Origin of the sequence: Pontibacillus halophilus JSM 076056 = DSM 19796 (assembly GCF_000425205.1) — a bacterium.
Lineage (GTDB): Bacteria > Bacillota > Bacilli > Bacillales > BH030062 > Pontibacillus_A > Pontibacillus_A halophilus.
In genome coordinates this window covers 117,521-138,578 of sequence record NZ_AULI01000001.1, presented here as the reverse complement: position 1 = coordinate 138,578, position 21,058 = coordinate 117,521, and the positions used below count along the sequence as shown (strand labels likewise).

General features: G+C 42.8%; 15 protein-coding genes. 10 read left to right on the top strand and 5 right to left on the bottom strand.

Translation table 11 applies throughout. From position 1 onward, the window contains the following. The first annotated feature begins 69 nt into the window (after positions 1-69). The 4 genes from pxpB (at position 70) to pulA (ending at position 9,056) form a co-directional block, all read left to right on the top strand. On the top strand, positions 70-801 hold the full coding sequence (gene pxpB, locus H513_RS0100645) for a 5-oxoprolinase subunit PxpB (RefSeq protein ID WP_036768846.1): 732 nt from the start codon (positions 70-72) through the stop codon (positions 799-801). Continuing rightward, positions 788-1,558 carry a LamB/YcsF family protein gene (locus H513_RS0100640; RefSeq protein ID WP_026798953.1) on the top strand — a complete coding sequence of 257 codons (771 nt, stop codon included), beginning with the start codon at positions 788-790 and terminating at the stop codon, positions 1,556-1,558. Before pxpB ends, H513_RS0100640 begins: the two co-directional genes overlap by 14 nt. Beyond that, positions 1,551-2,492 (top strand): 5-oxoprolinase subunit C family protein, encoded by a 942-nt coding sequence (locus tag H513_RS19350; RefSeq protein ID WP_036768849.1) that lies wholly within the window; start codon positions 1,551-1,553, stop codon positions 2,490-2,492. The genes H513_RS0100640 and H513_RS19350 overlap by 8 nt, the downstream gene beginning before the upstream one ends. A gap of 252 nt (positions 2,493-2,744) precedes the next feature. Further along, on the top strand, positions 2,745-9,056 hold the full coding sequence (gene pulA, locus H513_RS21075) for a type I pullulanase (protein ID WP_081658117.1): 6,312 nt from the start codon (positions 2,745-2,747) through the stop codon (positions 9,054-9,056). 57 nt (positions 9,057-9,113) lie between these two features. Here pulA and galU read toward each other — a convergent pair whose 3' ends face one another. Beyond that, the gene (gene galU, locus H513_RS0100625) at positions 9,114-9,992 is read right to left on the bottom strand and encodes a UTP--glucose-1-phosphate uridylyltransferase GalU (RefSeq protein WP_026798952.1); all 879 of its coding nucleotides are present in this window, start codon (positions 9,990-9,992) and stop codon (positions 9,114-9,116) included. Positions 9,993-10,128: 136 nt separating this feature from the next. On the opposite strand from galU, the gene H513_RS0100620 reads away from it, so the two are divergent. Together H513_RS0100620 and H513_RS22145 are read left to right on the top strand one after the other, a co-directional pair. After that, entirely contained in the window at positions 10,129-10,599 is a 471-nt protein-coding gene (locus tag H513_RS0100620; protein WP_026798951.1) for a VanZ family protein, read from the top strand. Between the two features lie 84 nt (positions 10,600-10,683). Then, a complete protein-coding gene (locus H513_RS22145) occupies positions 10,684-10,812 on the top strand; it encodes a hypothetical protein (RefSeq protein WP_267879639.1) in 129 nt (42 codons plus the stop codon). A gap of 127 nt (positions 10,813-10,939) precedes the next feature. Here the strand turns inward: H513_RS22145 and H513_RS0100610 are convergent, their stop codons facing one another. After that, positions 10,940-11,854, bottom strand: coding sequence for an accessory Sec system S-layer assembly protein (locus tag H513_RS0100610; RefSeq protein ID WP_026798950.1), 915 nt, complete (start codon positions 11,852-11,854; stop codon positions 10,940-10,942). Then, positions 11,847-14,234, bottom strand: a complete 2,388-nt coding sequence (gene secA2, locus H513_RS0100605) for an accessory Sec system translocase SecA2 (protein ID WP_026798949.1) — start codon at positions 14,232-14,234, stop codon at positions 11,847-11,849. Before secA2 ends, H513_RS0100610 begins: the two co-directional genes overlap by 8 nt. 522 nt (positions 14,235-14,756) lie before the next feature. On the opposite strand from secA2, the gene H513_RS0100595 reads away from it, so the two are divergent. Continuing rightward, a complete protein-coding gene (locus H513_RS0100595; RefSeq protein ID WP_026798948.1) occupies positions 14,757-15,821 on the top strand; it encodes an MraY family glycosyltransferase in 1,065 nt (354 codons plus the stop codon). 64 nt (positions 15,822-15,885) lie between these two features. On the opposite strand, the gene H513_RS0100590 is transcribed toward H513_RS0100595, so the two are convergent. Both H513_RS0100590 and H513_RS0100585 read right to left on the bottom strand, forming a co-directional pair. After that, entirely contained in the window at positions 15,886-16,920 is a 1,035-nt protein-coding gene (locus tag H513_RS0100590; RefSeq protein ID WP_036768852.1) for an LCP family protein, read from the bottom strand. A gap of 20 nt (positions 16,921-16,940) precedes the next feature. Beyond that, positions 16,941-17,579: a YigZ family protein gene (locus H513_RS0100585; protein ID WP_026798946.1), complete on the bottom strand. Its 639-nt coding sequence runs from the start codon at positions 17,577-17,579 to the stop codon at positions 16,941-16,943. Positions 17,580-17,748: 169 nt separating this feature from the next. Here H513_RS0100585 and H513_RS0100580 point away from each other — a divergent pair, with 169 nt between their 5' ends. The 3 genes from H513_RS0100580 (at position 17,749) to H513_RS0100570 (ending at position 20,802) form a co-directional block, all read left to right on the top strand. Next, a complete protein-coding gene (locus tag H513_RS0100580) occupies positions 17,749-18,891 on the top strand; it encodes a sensor histidine kinase (protein WP_026798945.1) in 1,143 nt (380 codons plus the stop codon). A gap of 187 nt (positions 18,892-19,078) precedes the next feature. Beyond that, positions 19,079-19,762 carry a response regulator gene (locus H513_RS0100575; protein WP_026798944.1) on the top strand — a complete coding sequence of 228 codons (684 nt, stop codon included), beginning with the start codon at positions 19,079-19,081 and terminating at the stop codon, positions 19,760-19,762. 197 nt (positions 19,763-19,959) lie between these two features. Then, positions 19,960-20,802, top strand: coding sequence for a DegV family protein (locus tag H513_RS0100570; RefSeq protein WP_026798943.1), 843 nt, complete (start codon positions 19,960-19,962; stop codon positions 20,800-20,802). The last annotated feature ends 256 nt before the right edge of the window (positions 20,803-21,058 follow it).

The following is a 21,058-nucleotide window of genomic DNA, read 5'->3' as shown; positions in this document are numbered from 1 at the left end:
GTCTATTTTTCTACTTGCTATTGTTTGAATATTGGTGCGATTTAATTAAAGAGGAGGAGGAGCAATATCATGCGAATAGACCCATTTGGAGATGTAGCGGTTAAAATAGAGCTTGGAACAGCCATAACACGTGATACGCATGAAAAGGTGATGGCATTACACTCCGCGTTACATCATCAGAAAGATCTTCCCATCATAGAAATCGTTCCTTCCTATACGGTTTTAACCGTCTACTACAATCCGCTAGAACTTACGTTTCTTGAGTTGAAAGAAAAGCTCTTACAGATATATGAAGAGACGTCCTTCATGAACGATTCTCGAAACAAAACCATTGTCCATCTTCCAGTTTGCTACGGTGGAGAGGCCGGACCCGACTTAGAAGAGCTAGCCACTTACGTAGGAGTGGACGTATCGGAGGTTATCCAACTTCATGCAGACCAAGACTACCTTGTCTATATGATTGGTTTTCTACCAGGTTTTCCGTACTTAGGTGGACTGGACAAGCGTTTGTCAAAACCGAGGCGCTCAACGCCTAGGAATGATGTGCCTGCTGGGTCTGTAGGCATAGCGGGTGCGCAGACTGGGGTCTATTCAGTAGCTTCCCCAGGTGGCTGGAACATCATTGGGCGCACGCCCATTCCGTTAGTGGATCGGCGCAGAGGGGAGCCATTTTTGCTTAAGGCTGGGGAGTATGTCAGGTTTTATGAGGTTGACTTAGCAGAATTCAAAGTTATACAAGACCAAGTAGAACGTGATGTATATGAAGTCAGAAAGGGTGTAGAACGATTTGAAACATATTGATTTAAATGCGGATTTAGGTGAAAGTTTCGGGGCCTTCCAAGTCGGGGAAGACCAATTGTTGTTGGACTGCATTACTTCAGCAAATATAGCATGTGGGTTTCATGGCGGAGATTTTAATGTGATGGAGCAGACGGTTCGTTTGGCTAAAGAGAGAGGGGTAGCTGTGGGAGCACACCCAGGGCTTCCAGATATAATGGGGTTTGGGCGTCGCGTTATTGATGTAACTCCTGAAGAAGTGTATCGAATGCTTATTTATCAAATTGGAGCATTAAACGGATTTTGCAAGGTTCACGGTGTGACGATGCAACATGTAAAACCACACGGGGCCCTCTATCATATGGCAAATCAACGAGAAGACATAGCAGATGAGGTTGTTCGTGCCACCAAAGATAGCGGAGATGGACTCATTCTATTTGCTATGTCTCAATCCAAACTACACCATGCCGCAGAGAAGGCTGGAATCACGGTCGCACGTGAGGCGTTCGCAGACCGGACGTATACTCTTAATGGGGAACTAACGCCACGTCGAGAGCCAAGCGCTGTCATTAAAGACCGGCACCAATTATTGGAACATGTAGAAGAGCTACTAGTAAACGGACGAGTTCGTGCGACAGATGGAACGCTCGTTCCTATGGAAGTAGATACGCTTTGCTTTCATGGCGACGGTGAGAGTGCCGTCCCACATATTGAAATGGTGATATCTTGGATGAAGAATCAAGGGATAGGCGTTCAGAAAGCAGGAGAATGCAATGAGTAGTCCAGTGTTAAGAGTAACGAAGCCTGGGCTGTATACCACCGTCCAGGATAGTGGGAGGATTGGCTTTCGTTCTTATGGTGTTCCAATGTCGGGCGCGATGGACCAGCGGGCCTACCGAATCGCCAACCTTCTTATAAATAATAAAGCGCAGGCACCTTGTTTGGAGATTACGTTGTTCGGAACAGAGTTCGAAGTCCTTTCTTCCCACCTACTAGTCGTCACAGGAGGGAATCTTGATGTGCGTTTAAACGGAGAGTCCGCTCCGATGTGGACAACGTTTTCTGTAGAGGCAGGTGATCGATTGGTATTCAAAGGACCAAAGTCTGGTGTGAGAGCCTATCTTGGAGTTCAGAGCGGATTCGTTGCTCCGGTATGGCTAGGTAGTGCCTCTACCTACGAAAAGGGTGGATATGGCCAAGCGTTAAGAGTTGGAGACGTTTTAGAGGCGGCAGCACCCGTTAATGGTCATCATCGTAAGGGGCTTTTGGCACAAGCGTGTCCTGTTTATGAGGAAGAAGTGACGTTGCGGGTTGTAAGAAGTCGCCATGAAGCTCTATTTACTCCAGAGAGCCTCCATACCTTTTATAACGAAACGTGGACTGTTGGACGGGGGGATCGTATGGGAACGATGCTCAACGGAGAAGCATCTCTACAGTTTCACACGACTGGAGATATTCTATCTGAAGCCGTAACTTATGGTACGATTCAAGTTACAAGTAGTGGAGATCCCATTATTTTAATGGCGGACAGTCAAACAACTGGGGGGTATGCCACTATTGGAACAATCGTCTCTACAGACCTATGGAAGGTGGCGCAGTTACCTCAAGGTGGGCGGATTCAATTTGAGACAATTGCAGTTGAGGATGCTCATTATCAATTAAAAGAGGCAGAAGCCGAGCTACGACGACTCAGTAAATTTAGTATGGGGATATAACGTAATGAGGATGAAGCTAGATTCCGATTAAGGAATCTAGCTTTTTTCGTACTTTTCGCCTAGTTGCCAAAATCTAGTATTCTAGGTACACTTAAATTAAGCGCTTACAAAACACTGTGCATCATTGGTGCAATCGATTTCATTTCCGGGTTACTTACATATACAGCATAGGGGGATGGGTGGTGAGATTTGTGCAACCGTTTGAACGAGTGTGGGTGTAAGGGAAAACCATAGGGGGAGGACGTTTAAAGGATGAAAAGTAGGCAAAAGTCGTTTTCGATTATTCTAGTGGTTGCCATGCTTCTTCAAATCGTTTTGTCACCAATAGGGGTTTGGGCGGCAGAAGAGACTTTACAAAGTCCAACGGTAAATGGAGATGGCGAAGTAACATTCAACTTTAAAGGTTCAAATGAAGTTCAAACCGATGTTCACTTGAGAGGGAATCTGACAGATTGGGACGAAGGAAAGAAGATGACGAAAGGACAGGATGATGTATGGTCCCTTACATTATCAGACGTAGAGCCAGGAGATTATGAATATAAATTCTATTACGATGGTGTATGGGTGACAGATCCGTTGAACGAGAAGACTGCGAACGGAAACAGTGTGGTATCCGTGCCAGGGCTAACGACATCAATGTCAACAGAAGTTGAAGCTGGCCAATCGCTATCCTTAGAGGCCAGTTTTCTTAAAGCTGATGGTACGAGTGAGCCTGTACAACCAAACTGGTCGTTAAAAGAGCAGGTTGCAGGTGTCACAATTGAAAATGGTGAAGTTATAACAACCAGTGACGCAACAGGTACATTCACTCTTCTTGCACAGTATAACAATGGAATGCTTGAGCATACAGTTGCCATACAAGAAAAGAGCCAAACGTATACGTATACGATTAATTACTTTCGCTATGATCAACAAGCGAATAGTTGGAACTTGTGGCTCTGGGAAGATGGACAGGATGGAGGTTCATACGGATTTGAGACTGTGACAGAGGATGGCTTCGCACAAGGTACGTATGAAATTGAATCGAAGGTATTAAATATCCTCCCGCGACTCGGGGAATGGGAAGCAAAAGACATGGAGGTAAAGGCGGAGATACCAAGTGGAGAATCGTCTGTTGAAGTTTGGCTAGTCGAGGGAGATGATACCGTCTATTATTCTAAGGATCGTGTAAACACAGGAGACTCCATCCAGACGGCTTATGCTGATGCGATGGATGCGATTTACGTGCATACTTCTGCTGCACTGGAAGAAGGGAAGCTTAGCACGTTTACACTTCGGAACGAAACAGAAGGCAAAAATGTTGAAGTGAAAGCCTCTAAAGTGACTGAGACAAAAGCGGAACTAACGTTAATAGACGGGAAGCTAGATGTGACGAACCTTTATTCCGTCAATAACGACCAGTTTTCTAAACAAGAAGTCACAATGCGAAAAATCCTCGATGACCCTCAGTTTTATTATAGTGGGGTCGATTTAGGATTAACGTATTCTAATGATGAGAGCACCTTTAAAGTGTGGGCACCTACTGCAACGAGCGTGTCCGTATCTTTATATGATGAAGCAGGCACTTACAACGAGAATGGGGTGGTTACAGATCATTCAGATGGAGAGGAACGTATTATGAAACGTTCCAATAATGGGGTATGGGATTTGACTGTAGCCCAAGACCTTGCAGGCAGCTATTACATGTATAAGGTTGAATTTGCGGATGGCACAGCCAACTACGTTGTGGACCCATATGCTCGAGCGGTCGCTGCGAATGGACAACGGACAGCAGTTGTTCCATTGGAGGATACGAATCCATCCGTTTGGAATCCGGATGAGAAGCCCCCGCTCCCTGAGCCAACAGACACGATTTTATACGAGATGCAAATCCGTGACTTTTCAATCGATGAACAAGCTCCATTTGAGCATAAAGGGAAATATCTTGCCTTTACAGAGGAAGGATTAACAGACCAAGAAGGTAACACAATTGGCATAGATCACTTAAAGGAACTAGGCGTTACAACGGTTCACTTGCTGCCAGCGTATGATTTTAAGACGGTTAACGAACGGACTGTTGATGATCCTACCTCAAACAATGCAAAGTATAACTGGGGGTACGACCCACAAAATTACAATGTCCCCGAAGGTTCGTTTGCAACAGATCCTAACGATCCAAGCAATCGAATTACTGAATTCAAGCAAATGGTACAAGCTCTTCATGACAACGACATTCGAGTCGTTATGGATGTAGTTTACAATCATACGTTTGAGGTGAAGAATGGGCCGTTTAACAAAATTGTACCAGGTTATTTCTATAGAAAGACGGAAACTGGTAAGCTTGCGAATGGTTCTGGCGTAGGGAACGAAGTCGCCTCAGAACGCCCTATGGTACGGAAGTATATTAAAGATTCTGTTCGCTATTGGGCTGAGGAATATAATGTTGACGGCTTCCGCTTTGATTTAATGGGATTAATTGATACACCTACTATGAAAGAACTAACTGATATGCTCCATGACGAAGTTGACCCATCCATTCTCATCTACGGTGAACCGTGGCAAGCTGGGGGTTCTGTCCTCCCTGCCAACTTACAAACACTAAAGGGCTCACAGAAGAATAATAACTTCGCTGTGTTTAACGATAACTTCCGAAATGCGATTAAAGGTGGAAGTGATGATGCATCTAAGGGATTTGCAACTGGGGCAAGTGGCAACGAAGAAAAGGTTGTTAAAGGAGTAAGAGGGGCAATTGATGACTTTACAGCTCTTCCATCTGAGACCATTAATTATGTCACGGCCCATGATAATTTAAATCTATGGGACAAGATTGTGAAGACGCAAGGATTAGAAAAAGAATTAGGTTTCCTCGATATTAAGGACGGGGAGCTTCAAGGCGAGAGTGCCAAGAATTTTAATTCGGTTGAAGAAGCTGTCGAAGCAGCTACACCTTATAAGCAAATCATTCCAGAAGATGTTATGAGCAATGAGACGGTGAAACGTTCCTTGTTAGCGAATGGAATTGTTCTTTTGTCTCAAGGGATTCCATTTATACATGAAGGGGCAGAAATGCTTCGTTCCAAGTATGGTGACCACAACAGTTATAAGAGTCCAGACGCTGTAAACGCTATTCAATGGGAAAATAAGGCGAAGTTTACTGAAGTATTTGATTACTACAAAGGGCTAACGAAACTTCGCTCGGAACATCCAGCGTTTCGAATGACGTCGGCTGAAACCATTAATCAGCATCTGGACGTCTATCATGCTGAGAACAATGTTGTCGCCTACACACTAAACGACTACGCCAACAACGATACGTGGAACAACATTGTCGTCATCTACAATGCTAACGACGGCAATCAGGAAGTAAATCTTCCTTCTAATGGAGATTGGAACGTGGTCGTCAATGACAAACAAGCAGGAACCGAATCGTTGAATACGATTAACGGAAATACTGCTTCTGTTTCAGGTTTGTCTATGATGGTGCTGTATGACGAAGAACAGTCCTATACGCCGACACCTTCTTCCATACAGGTCGAACCTACATTGATAGGATTGGAGCCTGGAGATGTTCGCACTATTAAAGCAAAGGTTCTTGACCAAAAAGGAAATCCAATGGCCGAATCACTAACGTTAAGCTCATCAGACGATTCAGTTGTGAAAGCGAGTGGTCTAAAGCTGGAGGCAATAAGCAATGGGGAAGCAACCATTCAAGTTCAAGCGGGTGATTTACGTCAGGAAATTGCGGTAAAAGTAGATACATTCATACCAAGCAGCATTACGTTAACAGGGGATTCTTCTCTTTATGAAGGAAAATCAACTCAGTTAATGGCATCTGTAAACGATCAGTTTGAACAGAAAATGCGTAATCCCGACTTAACGTGGAGTTCTGATGACCCTTCTGTAGCGAGTGTGAATGCGTATGGGGAAGTCACAGGGCACGGAGTTGGGAAGACAACGATTACCGTTCAAGCGGGAGACAAGAAAGCAACCATGGAGCTGACCGTAAAAGAATACAAGCAAAAATATGTCCAGTTCACGTATGAAAGAGAAGATGGCAACTATGATGGTTGGAACCTGTGGACTTGGCAGACAGGAGTAGAAGATGGTGAAAAAATATTTGAAAGGATAACGGAAGCTGGGGCTAGAACAACGTTTGAGATTAGTCCAGAAGCTACTTCTGTAGGATTTATCGTTCGAAGGGGAAACTGGGAAGAGAAAGACTATGGTGGAGATCGCTATATCCCAATACATCCCGACGAAACCCTCACAAAGGTTCATGTTACGAGCGGTGAAGAAGCTATTCATGTCGTTCCGGCAGTTACAGGACCGAAGCTTGAGGATGGAGAGGTCACGTTTTATTACCGAGACCCAGAACGCTATAAAGCAAATGGTATGGGGACGATTGACAATGTACAAGTGAAGGTTGGAACTGACACGTATGACATGATGTATGATTCAAAGAATGAGTACTATACGTTTACCCTAGAAGAGCTTGAGGAAGGCACAATCAATTACACCTTCCTTGTACATGATGATGGAAAGACCGCTGAAGTCAAAGACCCATACAATGAGTCGTCTTCTATTGAGTATTCCATCCCAGATTTCAACATTGATGCAACGATAACTCCAGAAACCGTAAGCTATGATGAGAATGCTGTTCTTCACATTGAAGCAACCTCTGAAGAAGATGTTTCCATCGAAGAAGCTTATGTAGATGAGACAGCTGTAGGTGGAGATTCCAATCAACCTATTGATATTCAGTTGATGAGGCACACCATCTCTATTTCACAATCAGTTGCTCCTGGCCAAAAGACGTTACCTATTAAGCTTATAGATGAATTTGGCAATGCGCATAATGCACAGGCAACCGTAACGGTTGTTGAAAAAGAAGATGATGATTTCGATTGGGATGAGTCGAGAATTTACTTTATGTTAACCGATCGCTTCCACAATGGAGATTCTACGAACGATGATCCGAATGGTATGGACTACGATACGAGTCATCCAGAAACCTATCATGGAGGGGATTTCCAGGGGATTATCGACAAACTTGATTATTTAGAGGAACTAGGGATTAACACGATTTGGATTACTCCAATCGTAGATAACATTGAATGGGATTTGCGTCACAACAAAGATGGCTCTCAATTTGGCTACCATGGCTATTGGGCAGAAGATTTCACCTCCATTGATGAACACCTTGGTGACCTGAACAAGTTTAAGGAGTTAATTGATAAAGCCCATGACCGTGATATGAAGATTATGGTGGATGTGGTGTTAAATCACGCAGGTTATGGCATGAATGCGAAAGAGACAGAAGATATTAAAGAATTCCCAACTGAGAAGGAGCGTTCAGTGTTCGAGGGTATGCTCCGTGACGGCGGTACAGACGTTGTTAAAGGAGAATTAGCCGGACTACCGGACTTTAGGACAGAAGATGAGAATGTACGTAACCAGCTTATCCAATGGCAAGCGGACTGGATTGAGCAAGCTCGAACCGAACGCGGCGATACCATTGACTACTTCCGTGTAGATACTGTGAAACATGTAGAAGACACTACATGGAAAGCGTTCAAAAATGAACTGACGAAGAGGAAACCAGATTTTAAGCTTATCGGCGAATATTATGGAGGGAGCTCTCAAAATACAGGCGGCTATCTAAACGATGGCGAGATGGACTCCCTTCTTGATTTTGACTTTAAGCATCAGGCCGAAAGATTCGTTAAAGGGGATCTAGAAGGTGCCCAGGAGGAGCTAGAGAAGCGAAACTCAACGATTAACGATACTTACATGCTTGGACAGTTTTTGAGTAGCCATGATGAAGATGGATTTTTGGCAACGGCACTCGAAGGAGATCGAAGTAAATTCAAAGTTGCTGCTACTCTCCAAATTACGGCCAAGGGACAGCCGGTGATTTACTATGGTGAAGAACTTGGCTTGTCTGGTAAATCAGCTCGTGATATGGATAAGGGTGAATTTTCTAAGAATCGTTACGATATGGATTGGAGTCTCGCTACAGAAGAGAATGACTTGTTGAGGCATTATCAGTCATTGTTGCATGCGCGTGACAAGTATTCTGATGTATTTAGCAAGGGGACTCGCTCTACTGTTGCTGGTGGAAATGACCAAGGTTATCTCGTATTTCAGCGGGAATACAAAGGAGATTCGGTATTGGTCGGTCTAAATACAACGAATGAAGCGAAAGAAGTAACTTTCCATGTGCCATTCGAAGCAAATACAAAAGTGGAGGATATCTATTCAAACCAAAGAATTGACGTGACAGAAGGAAAGCAAGTAACGATGACTCTTCCATCTAGGTCCCAGGGTGGCACAGTCATACTAGGCACAAAAGTCAATCAAGAATCGGACGATGACGATGAAGAGAATGGAACTGGCAAAGGGGATGAACAGGAAGAGGAAGAAAATCGAGAACGATTCAAACCACGTCAAATTGTGAAGTTGCTATGGTATAAATGGATGGCCCTCTTTGAAGAAGGAGGCGACCATTCTTCTAACTCAGAGCAAGGATCACATCCATTATCAAGATTTATTAAAGGAATCTTCAGCATGTTCGCTTTTAAGTAGATATTAAAAATGAAAGAAAAAAGCCCCTTCTAAAGGTAGAGGGGGCTTTTTATTATGCTATTGTTTTATTTTATTTTCTTCAAGAATTTCCTGTAAGAAATCGTACAAGTCGTCTTTAAGTTCATCGTTCTTAAGTGCCAACTCAAGGGTAGTCTTAATGAAGCCAAGCTTTTCACCTACGTCATAACGGTCTCCGGCAAATTCATAAGCGTACACTTTCTGTAGTTCATTTAATTTCTGGATGGCGTCCGTTAGTTGTACTTCGCCACCAGCTCCGATATGTTGCTCTTCTAGGAAATCCATGATTTCAGGCGTTAGGATGTAGCGCCCCATAATTGCCAGGTTAGAAGGAGCTGTCCCTTGTTCGGGTTTCTCGACAAATTGACTCACTTCATGAAGCTTTCCTTCTGCAGATTTAGAATCGACAACTCCGTAACGATGTGTCTCTTCTTCTGGAACTGGCTGTACTCCAACAACAGATGAACCTGTTTCTTCATATTGTTCAATAAGCTGCTTCAGGCAAGGCTTATCAGACTGAACAATATCATCGCCTAGTAGGACGGCAAAAGGCTCGTTTCCGATAAATTTACGAGCACACCACACAGCATGACCAAGACCTTTAGGTTCTTTCTGGCGAATATAGTGAATTTCTACTTTAGCAGACTGCTTGACTTTCTCAAGTAACTCGAGTTTTCCTTTTTTAATCAAATTCTCTTCTAGTTCAAAAGAATTATCAAAGTGGTCTTCAATTGCACGCTTTCCTTTACCTGTTACAATAATAATGTCTTCAATACCAGACTCAATGGCTTCCTCTACAATATATTGAATGGTAGGTTTATCGACAATAGGTAACATTTCCTTAGGCATTGCCTTTGTAGCAGGTAGAAAGCGTGTTCCAAGGCCGGCTGCAGGTATAATGGCTTTCTTGACAGTCATGGATTTGTCCTCCCTTTCAAAGAGTACATCAATATGTATGTTTATTATTATAAATGGAAGCTATTAAAAAACCAACTATGTACCCGACTTTATTTACAGATAATTAACAATAGAGTAAAGAACAGGTGATGAAAACATGAGAAAATGGACCTATTGGTGTTACCCTGCTTTATGGATGCTCGTCATATTTTATTCTTCTTCGACACCCTATCAAGACCAAAGCATGAAACCCTTTCTTTCTGAATATGTAAATCTGTCGTTTTTAAAACCAGTACTTGAACCGATTAACTTTACGTATCACCACACTACCGTTAGCGTTGAGTCACTCGGGGTGAATGGGGTAGTTGAATTTATCGTACGTAAAGGCGCGCATTTTGTTTCATTTGGCTTGTTGGCTCTTTTGCTTTATATAGCTGTGAAGAAGTCTGGTGCAGTGTGGAGCATCGCTTTCGTTTCTAGTCTAACGGTTACGCTGATGTACGCAATCTTTGATGAGGTCCACCAAGGGTTCACACCAAATCGTACCCCGTTTTACGGAGACGTAATCATCGACGTGTTGGGAGCACTGTTCATCATAGGGTGTATAGTTCTAGGTCGAAAGAGATGACAATTTGGTTAATCTATGCAATAAATAGAAAAATGTTACATAACGGTTGTACTTGTCTTATAATAGGGAGAAGAGGTGAATGAGTTGGAATGGTTAGATTCTAGAGCCCTCTATGATATATTGAGGGATTTAATGACACAAGCAAACGAAAAGCGGATTACGGAAGTGGAAGATTTCTTAAGTGAGCTAAAGTCCCAACTACATAACAAATAGTTTAGTTTGTAGGGAGTCGTGACAGAAATTTGAACATTCACGAATAGACGAACAGCAAAGAGATGTTAGGGATAAGAGGAGACCGTATGCTCGACAATGAGCGTACGGTCTCCTTGCTTATGTTTAATCAATCATCATATTGAAAAGGTGAAACTCTCCAGCTGTCTAAATTAAATTCTTCCTGTTTTAACATAGATGCCGGAAAGATAAACGTCCAAGGTTTACTCGTATTCGCTTTAATCGTGAAATCTTGTAAGGTAAAGGTTCCTTTGGCAATTAGGTCACCGTTTGCGTCCTCCACTTGAAGAGGCAGGTTTTGAAGACTCATTGTTTTATCACTGCCGTTCCGAATAAGGAGTGTGACAGATAAATCGCCAGTAGATTGCTGACGCACTTGTATGCCAAGAAAGTTGACTTCACCAGGCTTTAGTGGCTTTAATGAAGATGAAAATGCCTGCAGTTTAGAGATGTCTTCATCTGCCATCGATTGCTTCCAGCTTTCTTCTAGATCAAGCGCATGCTTCGGCGTGGTTTTTTTAAACTCAAATACAAGTTTTATGTCTGAGGAAGAGATTTCTTCTAAAGGTACAATTAGATCCTGTTGCTGAAACGTAAACATACAAGGCCTGCTTGACTGAGGAGGCAAGTCACCTAACTCAAATAAACTAAATGCTTTGCGTCCAAGTTTCTTACCGTCTTCTTGCATTAACATCAGGTTGGTTGTTTGAAGCTGGATCTTCTTATTCAGTGAGCTTCGTACAAACGCCTCAACAGTAAGCTCGTTTTCCTTGTGCATCACATCCAATACAAACAACGAAATCTGATTTGGCTTCATTGCGGGTGCCTGATTGTTCTTAAAGCGATATACGTAGTTGTCCTCTTCGGTAACCTTCCACTGAGGGTGTAAAGAGAGTTCTGTGTAGACGTCTTCATCCATACCGGAAGAGGATGCTCCATCTACTAATTCTTCCGCTGAAACAACAGATGGGTCGTAAGTTGATTGTTGTTCGCTGTCTTTTTTGCGTTTTAGGAAGTTAAGCATCTTTTTCCTCCTCTTGGTTCGTTTGTTGAGTAAAGAAGGAGTGAATGATATGCGCAAGTGAACGCGTATACTCTTTCTTCATTTCAAGTAGTGTGTGGTGGAAGACATCCAATCCCTCATTTTGATACGTACGTAACGGGTCTTCTTGTTGGTATTGTCTTAGGCCAATGCCTTCCTTCAATCGATTCATCATGTCAAGGTGACGAACCCATAGTTGATCGATAGTGGTAAGAGCAGCTCGACTAAGGCGTAATTGTAAAGATCTGTTGTCTTTGACTTCTTCAACGTGTGCCTCATAACGACGTACGGAAGATTGAACGGTGCGCTTAACATCTTCTACATCCTCAACTTGTTGCTCGGTCAAATTGACTTCAACGGTTGGGATGAATTGGTTCACATGGACTTCAAGCGTAGCGAGGTCCCAATCCTCTGGGTCCATCGCTTCTGGACAAGATTGCTCCACAAGATGTGCAAGATGTTCCCTCACGTAGGGCTGTACGTAACCAATGGCATTTGTAGACGTTAGGAACTGCTCTCTCATGTGATACATGACTTTGCGTTGGTCATTCACTACATCATCTAATTTTAAGTTGAATTCACGAATGGTGAAATTATTTCCCTGTGCAATTGTCTGGATTGTATCGACAAATTTATGGATATCTTTATTGAGAATAAGTCCTCGGTCATCCGTTTTCAGCGATTTCTGTTTACGTTCTACTTCTTCCTCTCCAAAGCGTTCAAACAATTCGTCCTCAAGTGAAATGATGAATTGAGAAGATCCTGGATCACCCTGTCGACCTGAACGACCTTTCAATTGATTATCAATACGACGTGATTCGTGTCGTTCTGTTCCAATCACGTGAAGCCCGCCTAACTCCGCTACACCTTCTCCTAGCATGACGTCTGTTCCTCGCCCTGCCATATTTGTCGCAATCGTAACTTGATTTTCTTGTCCGGCAAGTGAAATGAGTTGAACTTCTTGTTCGACACTTTTTGCATTCAATAGCTCATACGAAATGTTCGCTTTATCTAGAGAGGTTGCGATTTCTTCGGATTGCAATATGGAGGTTGTTCCAATTAAAATTGGCTGACCGGTAGCGTGTCTTGCTTTCACGGCTTCTACAATGGCATCGTATTTTTCTTCTTTCTTCCCAAACACTAAATCTTCCATGTCGTCTCGGATGACAGGCTTATTTGTTGGTATTGCAAGAACGTCCATGCCATACGTATGTTGAAATTCCTTTTCTTCTGTCTTAGCCGTGCCTGTCATACCGGAGAGTACAGGGTACATACGAAAGTAGTTTTGAACAGTAATCGTCGCTTGGGTTTTATTTTCTTCAGTCAGTTCCAATCCTTCTTTTGCTTCAAGAGCCTGATGAAGCCCGTCTGATAAAGTGCGTCCATCCATAACACGTCCAGTAAACATATCAACGAGCTTAATTTCACCTTCATCTACAATATAGTCTACATCGCGTTCAAAAATACTGTGGGCACGGACAGCTTGAATGACATAATGGTAGAGCGTCTGGTGCTCCATATCAAACAGGTTCTGTATTCCGAATGCACGCTCTATTTTCGCAATGCCTTCTTCAGAAAGGGAGGTAACACGCATTTGTGCATCAAAGAAATAATCCTCATCTACAACGAAAGAACGTGCAAGCATGGCGCAAACTCCGTGAAGGTTTTTACTCGCCTGCATTTTACCTGCGATAATTAATGGGGTTTTGGCCTCATCGACCAATACACTATCTACTTCGTCAATCAATGCATAGTGGTATGGGCGTTGTACTTGCTGGTCTTGGCTTTTTGCCATGTTGTCCCGTAAGTAATCAAACCCAAATTCTGTACCAATTCCATATGTAAGATCAGCATGATACGCTGCTTTTTTCTCTTCTATACTTATGCCAGGTAAATTAAGGCCAACGGTAAGCCCTAAGTATTCCTGCAATGGTCGTATTAACTCATAGTCACGCGCTGCCAAATATTCATTGGCTGTAATAATATGTACACCTTTGCCTTCTAGCGCACGGAGATAACCAGGTAATGTGGCTACGAGTGTTTTTCCTTCTCCGGTTGCCATCTCTGCAATATTTCCTTCCCATAGTGCCAATCCACCAATGAGCTGCACATCATAGGGGCGCATGCCAAGGACGCGTTTTGCCGCCTCACGTACGACCGCAAAAGCCTCTACCTTGAGTGAGTCAAGCGTTTCACCACTCTCAATTCTGCTTTTAAATTCAACTGTCTTATACTGAAGTTGCTCATCTGATAAAGAAGCGGTCTCTGCCTCTAATGAATAAATCCTTTCTACTGTTTGGTAGTAAGGCTTTAATTGTCTTGATGACTTGTCTCCTAGTAAGTGCTTCATTGTATCAAGCATGCTATACGCTCCTCCGTCATTATTCCGAATTCCAAGTATATCACTTCAAATTTCGACATACAGCTGTAATCCGAACATGTAATCGAAAATTTGCATTCACTCATACTGCGTTAACACAATCTTAAAAATCACAATGAAATATTTAAGAATTGAAATTGTGAAACTTAAATAAGCATGATTGATGAATGAAGCAAATACAACCACCGAACGAATCATCTTCATTCATGGATATGGAACAAATGGGGGAGATAGTTGGATGAAAAAGGGAAAAGGTTGTTTGACTCATACATTTTAATGAAATCGGACATAAAGGCCTGCTATTCCTCGAAGGCTATAATGTTTCTGAACAAGCACATAATTGTTTTCGAATTCGCTAAAACGGTTATGGTAGATAGAAGTGATTGAGCCTATGCAGGTGTACGTGGTACATCGTATGACCATGTAACGATGGAAACAAAGTTATTAATTGACTGCTTCAACAATTATGGAAATGGATATACTACAACACGAGGAGGGGCTTTTATGGAGTATAAGGCCTTGTTATTCTGTTTTATAGCTTCGGTCCTCATAACCCCGTTAGTGAAGAAGCTAGCGATTAAAATTGGAGCTGTAGACCAACCCAACTATAGAAAAGTTCACCAGAAACTTATGCCACGATTAGGTGGTTTAGCTATATTTATAAGCTTCTTATTCGGAATCTTTCTATTCTTTCCCGAATACAACCCAGTATTAAAGTCGCAGTCATGGACTTTAATTATTGGGAGCTTCATTATAATAGCGACCGGTGTTCTGGATGATATACGTGAATTATCCCCGAAGGTGAAGCTAAGCGGTCAGATTCTCGCCGCTCTAGTCGTCGTACTTGGTGGAATAAAGGTGGAGTTTATTAACCTCCCGTTCGACTTAGGCGTCATTGAATTTGGTTGGATGAGTATTCCCATTACCCTCATTTGGATTCTGGCTATCACCAATTCCATTAATTTGATTGATGGTCTTGATGGATTGTCTGCCGGGGTATCTGCAATCGCCTTATTAACCATATCAGGTATGGCGGTGACGATGGGAAATCCATTTGTCGTGCTAGTCGGATCCATTATGTTAGGAAGTACTCTAGGGTTTCTTCTTTACAATTTCTTTCCGGCTAAGATTTTTATGGGAGATACGGGTGCCTTATTTCTTGGGTACATGATAAGTGTGCTCTCCCTATTAGGATTTAAGAACGTAACCTTATTCTCGTTTATCATCCCAATGCTTATACTAGGCGTTCCAATTTCAGATACGCTATTCGCTATCGTTCGTCGCTTCGTCCAAAGAAAGCCCTTATCTTCTCCAGATAAATCACATTTGCATCATTGCTTATTGAGACTTGGATACAGCCATCCTCAAGCCGTGTTGGTCATTTACAGTATCGCTGCATTGTTTAGTTTGGCAGCGGTCATCTTCTCCCAGGCTACAATGTGGGGGTCCTTCCTCGTCTTGCTTATGGTGTTGTTCCTAGTGGAGATGATTGTCGAAGTGACAGGGTTGGTTAGCCAAAACTATAAGCCAATTCTGAACCTCATGAAATCACACCGCACAAAAAGATAAAAAAAGGCGCTGGTGTAACCACTAGCGCCTTTTTGTGACTCAGATAATTGTTTGTAGCTTGCATTTATGAAGGGGAATCTGAGGAAGTTTCAGAGTTAAAGGATTGGGATGAGTGGGTGTCGCTACTTACATTTGCCAGCTCTAAATGAGTTCTTAATTCCTCTTGAGTCGTTTCAACATAATTTTGGTCCAGTTCAAATACATATTTACGACCATTTTCAAGCGGGATGAAGGCTCCCTCACCTTGTAGTTGCATTTGTTGGAATTGTAGGCCATCGTGGTTCGTTGCGTAACTGTGCAAGGAGGTCATTTCATCAAAAGATAGGTTCGTATTCATATTGTTGCCGATTGAATCAATTAGCCTGCTGTATTGGCTAATGGAGTCATAGTCAGTCACTTTCTCAAAAATGGTTTGTAACAACTCCATTTGTCGCTCTCCCCGAGCAAGGTCACTGTCATACTGACGACTTCTCGCTAGGGCAAGAGCTTCTTCGCCGTTAAGAATCTGCATCCCTGACTCTAGAGTGATGGCACCTTGGACATCTTTGCTGTTCTGTTCGGTCATATCGAAAGGAACATCATAAGGAATACCGCCAAGCGCGTTGACTGTCTCTGTAAAGGCATCAAAATTTAGTTGTACATAATAGTCAACAGGCACATCCATCATGCGTTCCACTGTCTCGACAGAAGCGTCAATTCCGCCAAAGGAATGAGCATGAGTGATCTTGTCCTTATACCCTACTTCTGGAATATAAACGTAGGAATCACGGGGGATGCTCAGTAGTTTAACGGAATGTTCTTCTTTGTTGAATGTAGCTAGCACCATTGCATCAGAGAGTGAGGTGTCTTCGGAACGAGCTTCACTATCGTCAATACCAAGGAAAAGGACGGATATGTTATCCTCAGCTGGGTCAACTGCTTTCGTCCGTTTGGATGAAACTTCTCCACGTTCGAGCTCAACCTGTGATTGTTCGGTGACCTCTTCTGCCTTCTGAGTCAGGTGAATACCATAACCAGCAATCGTACCTACTCCAAGGAAGAAGACAAATAAGAGTGTCCACAGAAGAATCTTAACCTTTGAAGCACGCTTTCGTTTCATGTTGGATTCTCCTTTAATGGTTACGCCTCAACATCAATTTCCATATACGTCACTTCATCTTGCGTGACAGTGGCTTGACCGTGAGTAAGATTGACGATCCATTGATCAAATTCTGGTTCTTTGCCTTCCTCTACATAAATATCTAATACCACACGATCGGTGTAGTGAATCTTATTTAATAGGTAGGAAGTACCTTGCAATGCGTTCTGTACTTTACCGAGTAGGGTATAATCCGCTTCCACTTTCATCTTTCTCATCAGTTGACGCTTTACGATTCCTGTCGTACGAAGTGCTTCAGAAGTCGTAGAGGAGTATGCGCGTATTAAACCACCAGCTCCTAATTTTATACCACCGAAATATCTTGTAACGACAACAGCGGTGTCCTTCAACCCTTTCTTCTTAAGCACCTCTAACATCGGTACACCGGCTGTTCCGCTCGGTTCACCGTCATCATGGGCTTTTTGTATCTCATCGTGCTCCCCAACCATGTAAGCCGAGCAGTTGTGTGTAGCATCACTATGCTTCTTCTTAATCTCTTGAACGAATTCTTTCGCTTCTTGTTCTGATTCGACACGTTTCACGTAACCAATGAATCGTGATTTCTGAATAATGACGACTTCATGGCCTTCACTTTTTACCGTAAGATAGTTGTTTAACATCTTGCAAACGACCTCCTAAAACTTCATTATAATGAGAGAGGGAGATTTCGGCAAATGATACATTCCTGTGGCAAATTCGAGCAATTTCGGCAAATTTTTTAACTTAGCCCCCACAAAGATACATAGGTATAACGAATGATTATGTGAATGATGATGGAGGAGTCTGACAATGTCTGAGAGTAAAATTGGTGAAAAAGCACTTGATTCCGTCATTGATGAGATGATTGACACGGTGGCGAACAGCAAAGATGAGATATTTCTCATAGGGGAACAGTCCCGTGACGAATTTAGTCAATTGCAAGAGGAATTAAAGGAGACAAAGCAACAAGTCTTGGAAATCATTGAAGATGGTGACAATCTCGAACAAAAAGTTCGTTTCTCAAGAATGCGTCTTTCTGAGGTCAGTAAACACTTTGATAAATATTCAGAGGTCGAAATTCGTGAGGTCTATGAGCAGACGCATCAACTCCAGATGGATCTATCTGTTCGGAGAGAGCAAGAGAAGCAGCTCCGTGAGAAGCGGGATGATCTTGAGCAACGCTTGCGTCGTTTAAATGATACCGTGGAGAAAGCAGACGAACTTGGAGCTAAGATATCTGTCGTACTGAACTATTTAAATGATGATTTCCGACAAGTCTCAGAAGCGCTCGAGGATGCACGTGAGAAGCAGGCGTTTGGACTTCAAATTATTGAAGCTCAAGAGGAAGAGCGCCGTAAGCTGTCTCGTGAAATTCACGATGGACCTGCTCAAATGCTTGCCAACGTTATGCTACGTTCAGACCTTGTCGACCGGACGTTTAAACAACGTGGACCAGACGAAGCCATGAAAGAGATTAAAGATGTACGGAGAATGGTTCGTTCAGCTCTTTATGAGGTGCGACGTATTATATACGACCTACGTCCCATGGCGCTGGATGATTTAGGATTAACACCAACGCTAAAGAAATATTTAGCAACGGTTGAAGACTATAATGAAGGTCTACAAATCCAGTTTACATCCCATGGTCGTGAAGATCGCCTCCATACGAAATATGAAGTCGCCTTGTTTCGATTGGTACAAGAAGCAGTTCAAAACGCAGTCAAGCACGCAGAAGCATCTATCATTCAAGTGAGCATGGAACAAAAGAACGACTTCGTCAACATAATCGTTAAAGATGACGGTAAAGGGTTTGATACGAGTGAGAAGAAAGAAAAATCCTTCGGCATTGTAGGAATGAAAGAGAGAATTGAAATGCTAGAAGGAGAAATAACCATTGAGTCTGAGATTGGTCAGGGAACGAAGATTGGGATAAAAGTTCCATTAACGGACTAAGACTATTCGGCTTGTATATTTTGTATTATAATATACATTAGTAACATCGGGGATTTCAATCTGCGTCTATCCTAGCACTTTAGTCGCGAAACGAACGGGATGGTAGACTTAGAGGATCGTTCCACGCCACAACATGAGACAGATTACACAATGGAATGTTATTGGATACGTATGGGAGGCTAAAACCATGAGCACAAGAATAGTATTAATTGATGATCATAAATTATTTCGCGAAGGCGTGAAACGCATATTAGAATTTGAACCGTCTTTCGAAGTTGTAGCTGAGGGTGACGATGGAAATACAGCTACAAGCTTAATTGAACAACACAATCCTGATGTCGTCTTAATGGATATTAACATGCCTCAAATGAACGGTGTACAAGCAACAGCCGAACTCATAAGCCATAATCCAGATCTTAAAGTCATTATTCTATCCATCCACGATGATGAAAACTATGTTACACATGCACTGAAAACTGGGGCACAAGGTTATCTGTTGAAAGAAATGGACTCTGATGCGTTGATTGAAGCGATTAAGGTCGTTGGTGAAGGTGGTTCTTACTTACACCCACGCGTCACTCACAACTTAGTGAAAGAATACCGTCGTCTTTCTGAAGGTGATGGAGAAACTACTAAAAGCAGTTCGCCAATTGAGTACCGCAAACCGCTTCATTTGCTGACTCGTCGTGAATGTGAAGTATTACAGCTTCTCGCAGACGGTAAGAGCAACCGAGGTGTAGCGGAATCTCTATTTATTAGTGAAAAGACGGTTAAAAACCATGTGAGTAACATCCTACAGAAAATGAATGTTAACGACCGCACACAAGCCGTAGTAACAGCAATTAAAAAAGGCTGGGTCGAGGTATTATAAATGATTGAGACAGAGCTCTGGGATTCCAGAGCTCTTTTGTATTTTCCGTGATTATGGGGAGGAAGTCGTGAGTCCATTCCCGAAATCTGTAATGCAAAGAGATTAAAGTTCATGTAGAATAGGAAGAGTTATTATCACATTTATTGTAAATTAGGAGCATCCAATTTCATGATTAATGAATGAGGGAGAACGGTACTATGAAAACGGCAATTATGACAGACAGCACAGCATACATCCCTGAAGACTTGCGACGGAAATGGAACATTCATATGGTTCCGTTAAACGTGTTGATTGAAGACGAAAGCTATAAGGAAGAAATTGATCTTTCCGCTTCCGAGTTTTATGACCGTGTGCGTGGGGCAGAAGAACTTCCGAAAACGTCACAGCCTTCAATTGGCTTAATTCAAGAAAAGCTTGAGGAACTCGCTGAAGATTACGACGCAGTGATCTCCATCCACCTATCGAGTGGCATTAGTGGAACCATTCAAGCAACCGCTAATGCAGGTGAACTGGTAGATGGAATCGATGTGTATCCGTACGACTCAGAAATTAGTTGTATGGTACAAGGATTCTTCGCACTAGAAGGCGCTGAGATGGCTGAACTGGGTGAGTCTCCAGATGTTATCATCTCTCGCTTTGATGAAATGAAGAAATCCATGAAAGCCTACTTTATGGTAGATGACCTCACTCATCTCCATCGCGGTGGTCGATTGAACGGAGCTCAGAAGTTCGTAGGAAGCTTACTGAAAGTTAAGCCAGTTCTCCACTTTGTGGACACGAAGATCGTCCCATTCGAGAAGATACGCACCCGTAAGAAAGCGCTCAACCGAGTGGTAGGGCTCTTTGAAGAAGATGCTCAAAAAGAAGTACCGATGCGAGCATCAGTTATTCATGCCAATCGGGAAGAAGAAGCGAAAGAGCTAATGGAACACCTTAAGCAACGTTATCCACATGTGGAATTTTACTTAAGCTATTTCGGCCCTGTTATTGGCACCCATTTAGGTGAAGGGGCACTTGGCATTGGTTGGTATATGAAATAACGAGAAACCGGAATGGAGAACCCATTCCGGTTTTTTTGTGTGATTCGTAATCAAATGTGGGTGTAGGGTCAGATGGGGGAACACTCGCTTTCCGGACGGATGTTCAAGTCTCCTCGGGCAATGTTCGCACGTAGGACCTCGTCCAACCAACTGACCGCGAGAGTCTCGTAATCCTTTATTTCAAGTGATTAACGGAAACGCGATATCTAAATGGGAGTGTAACGAGATGTTTCATGTAGGTCCATTGCTCCTAATC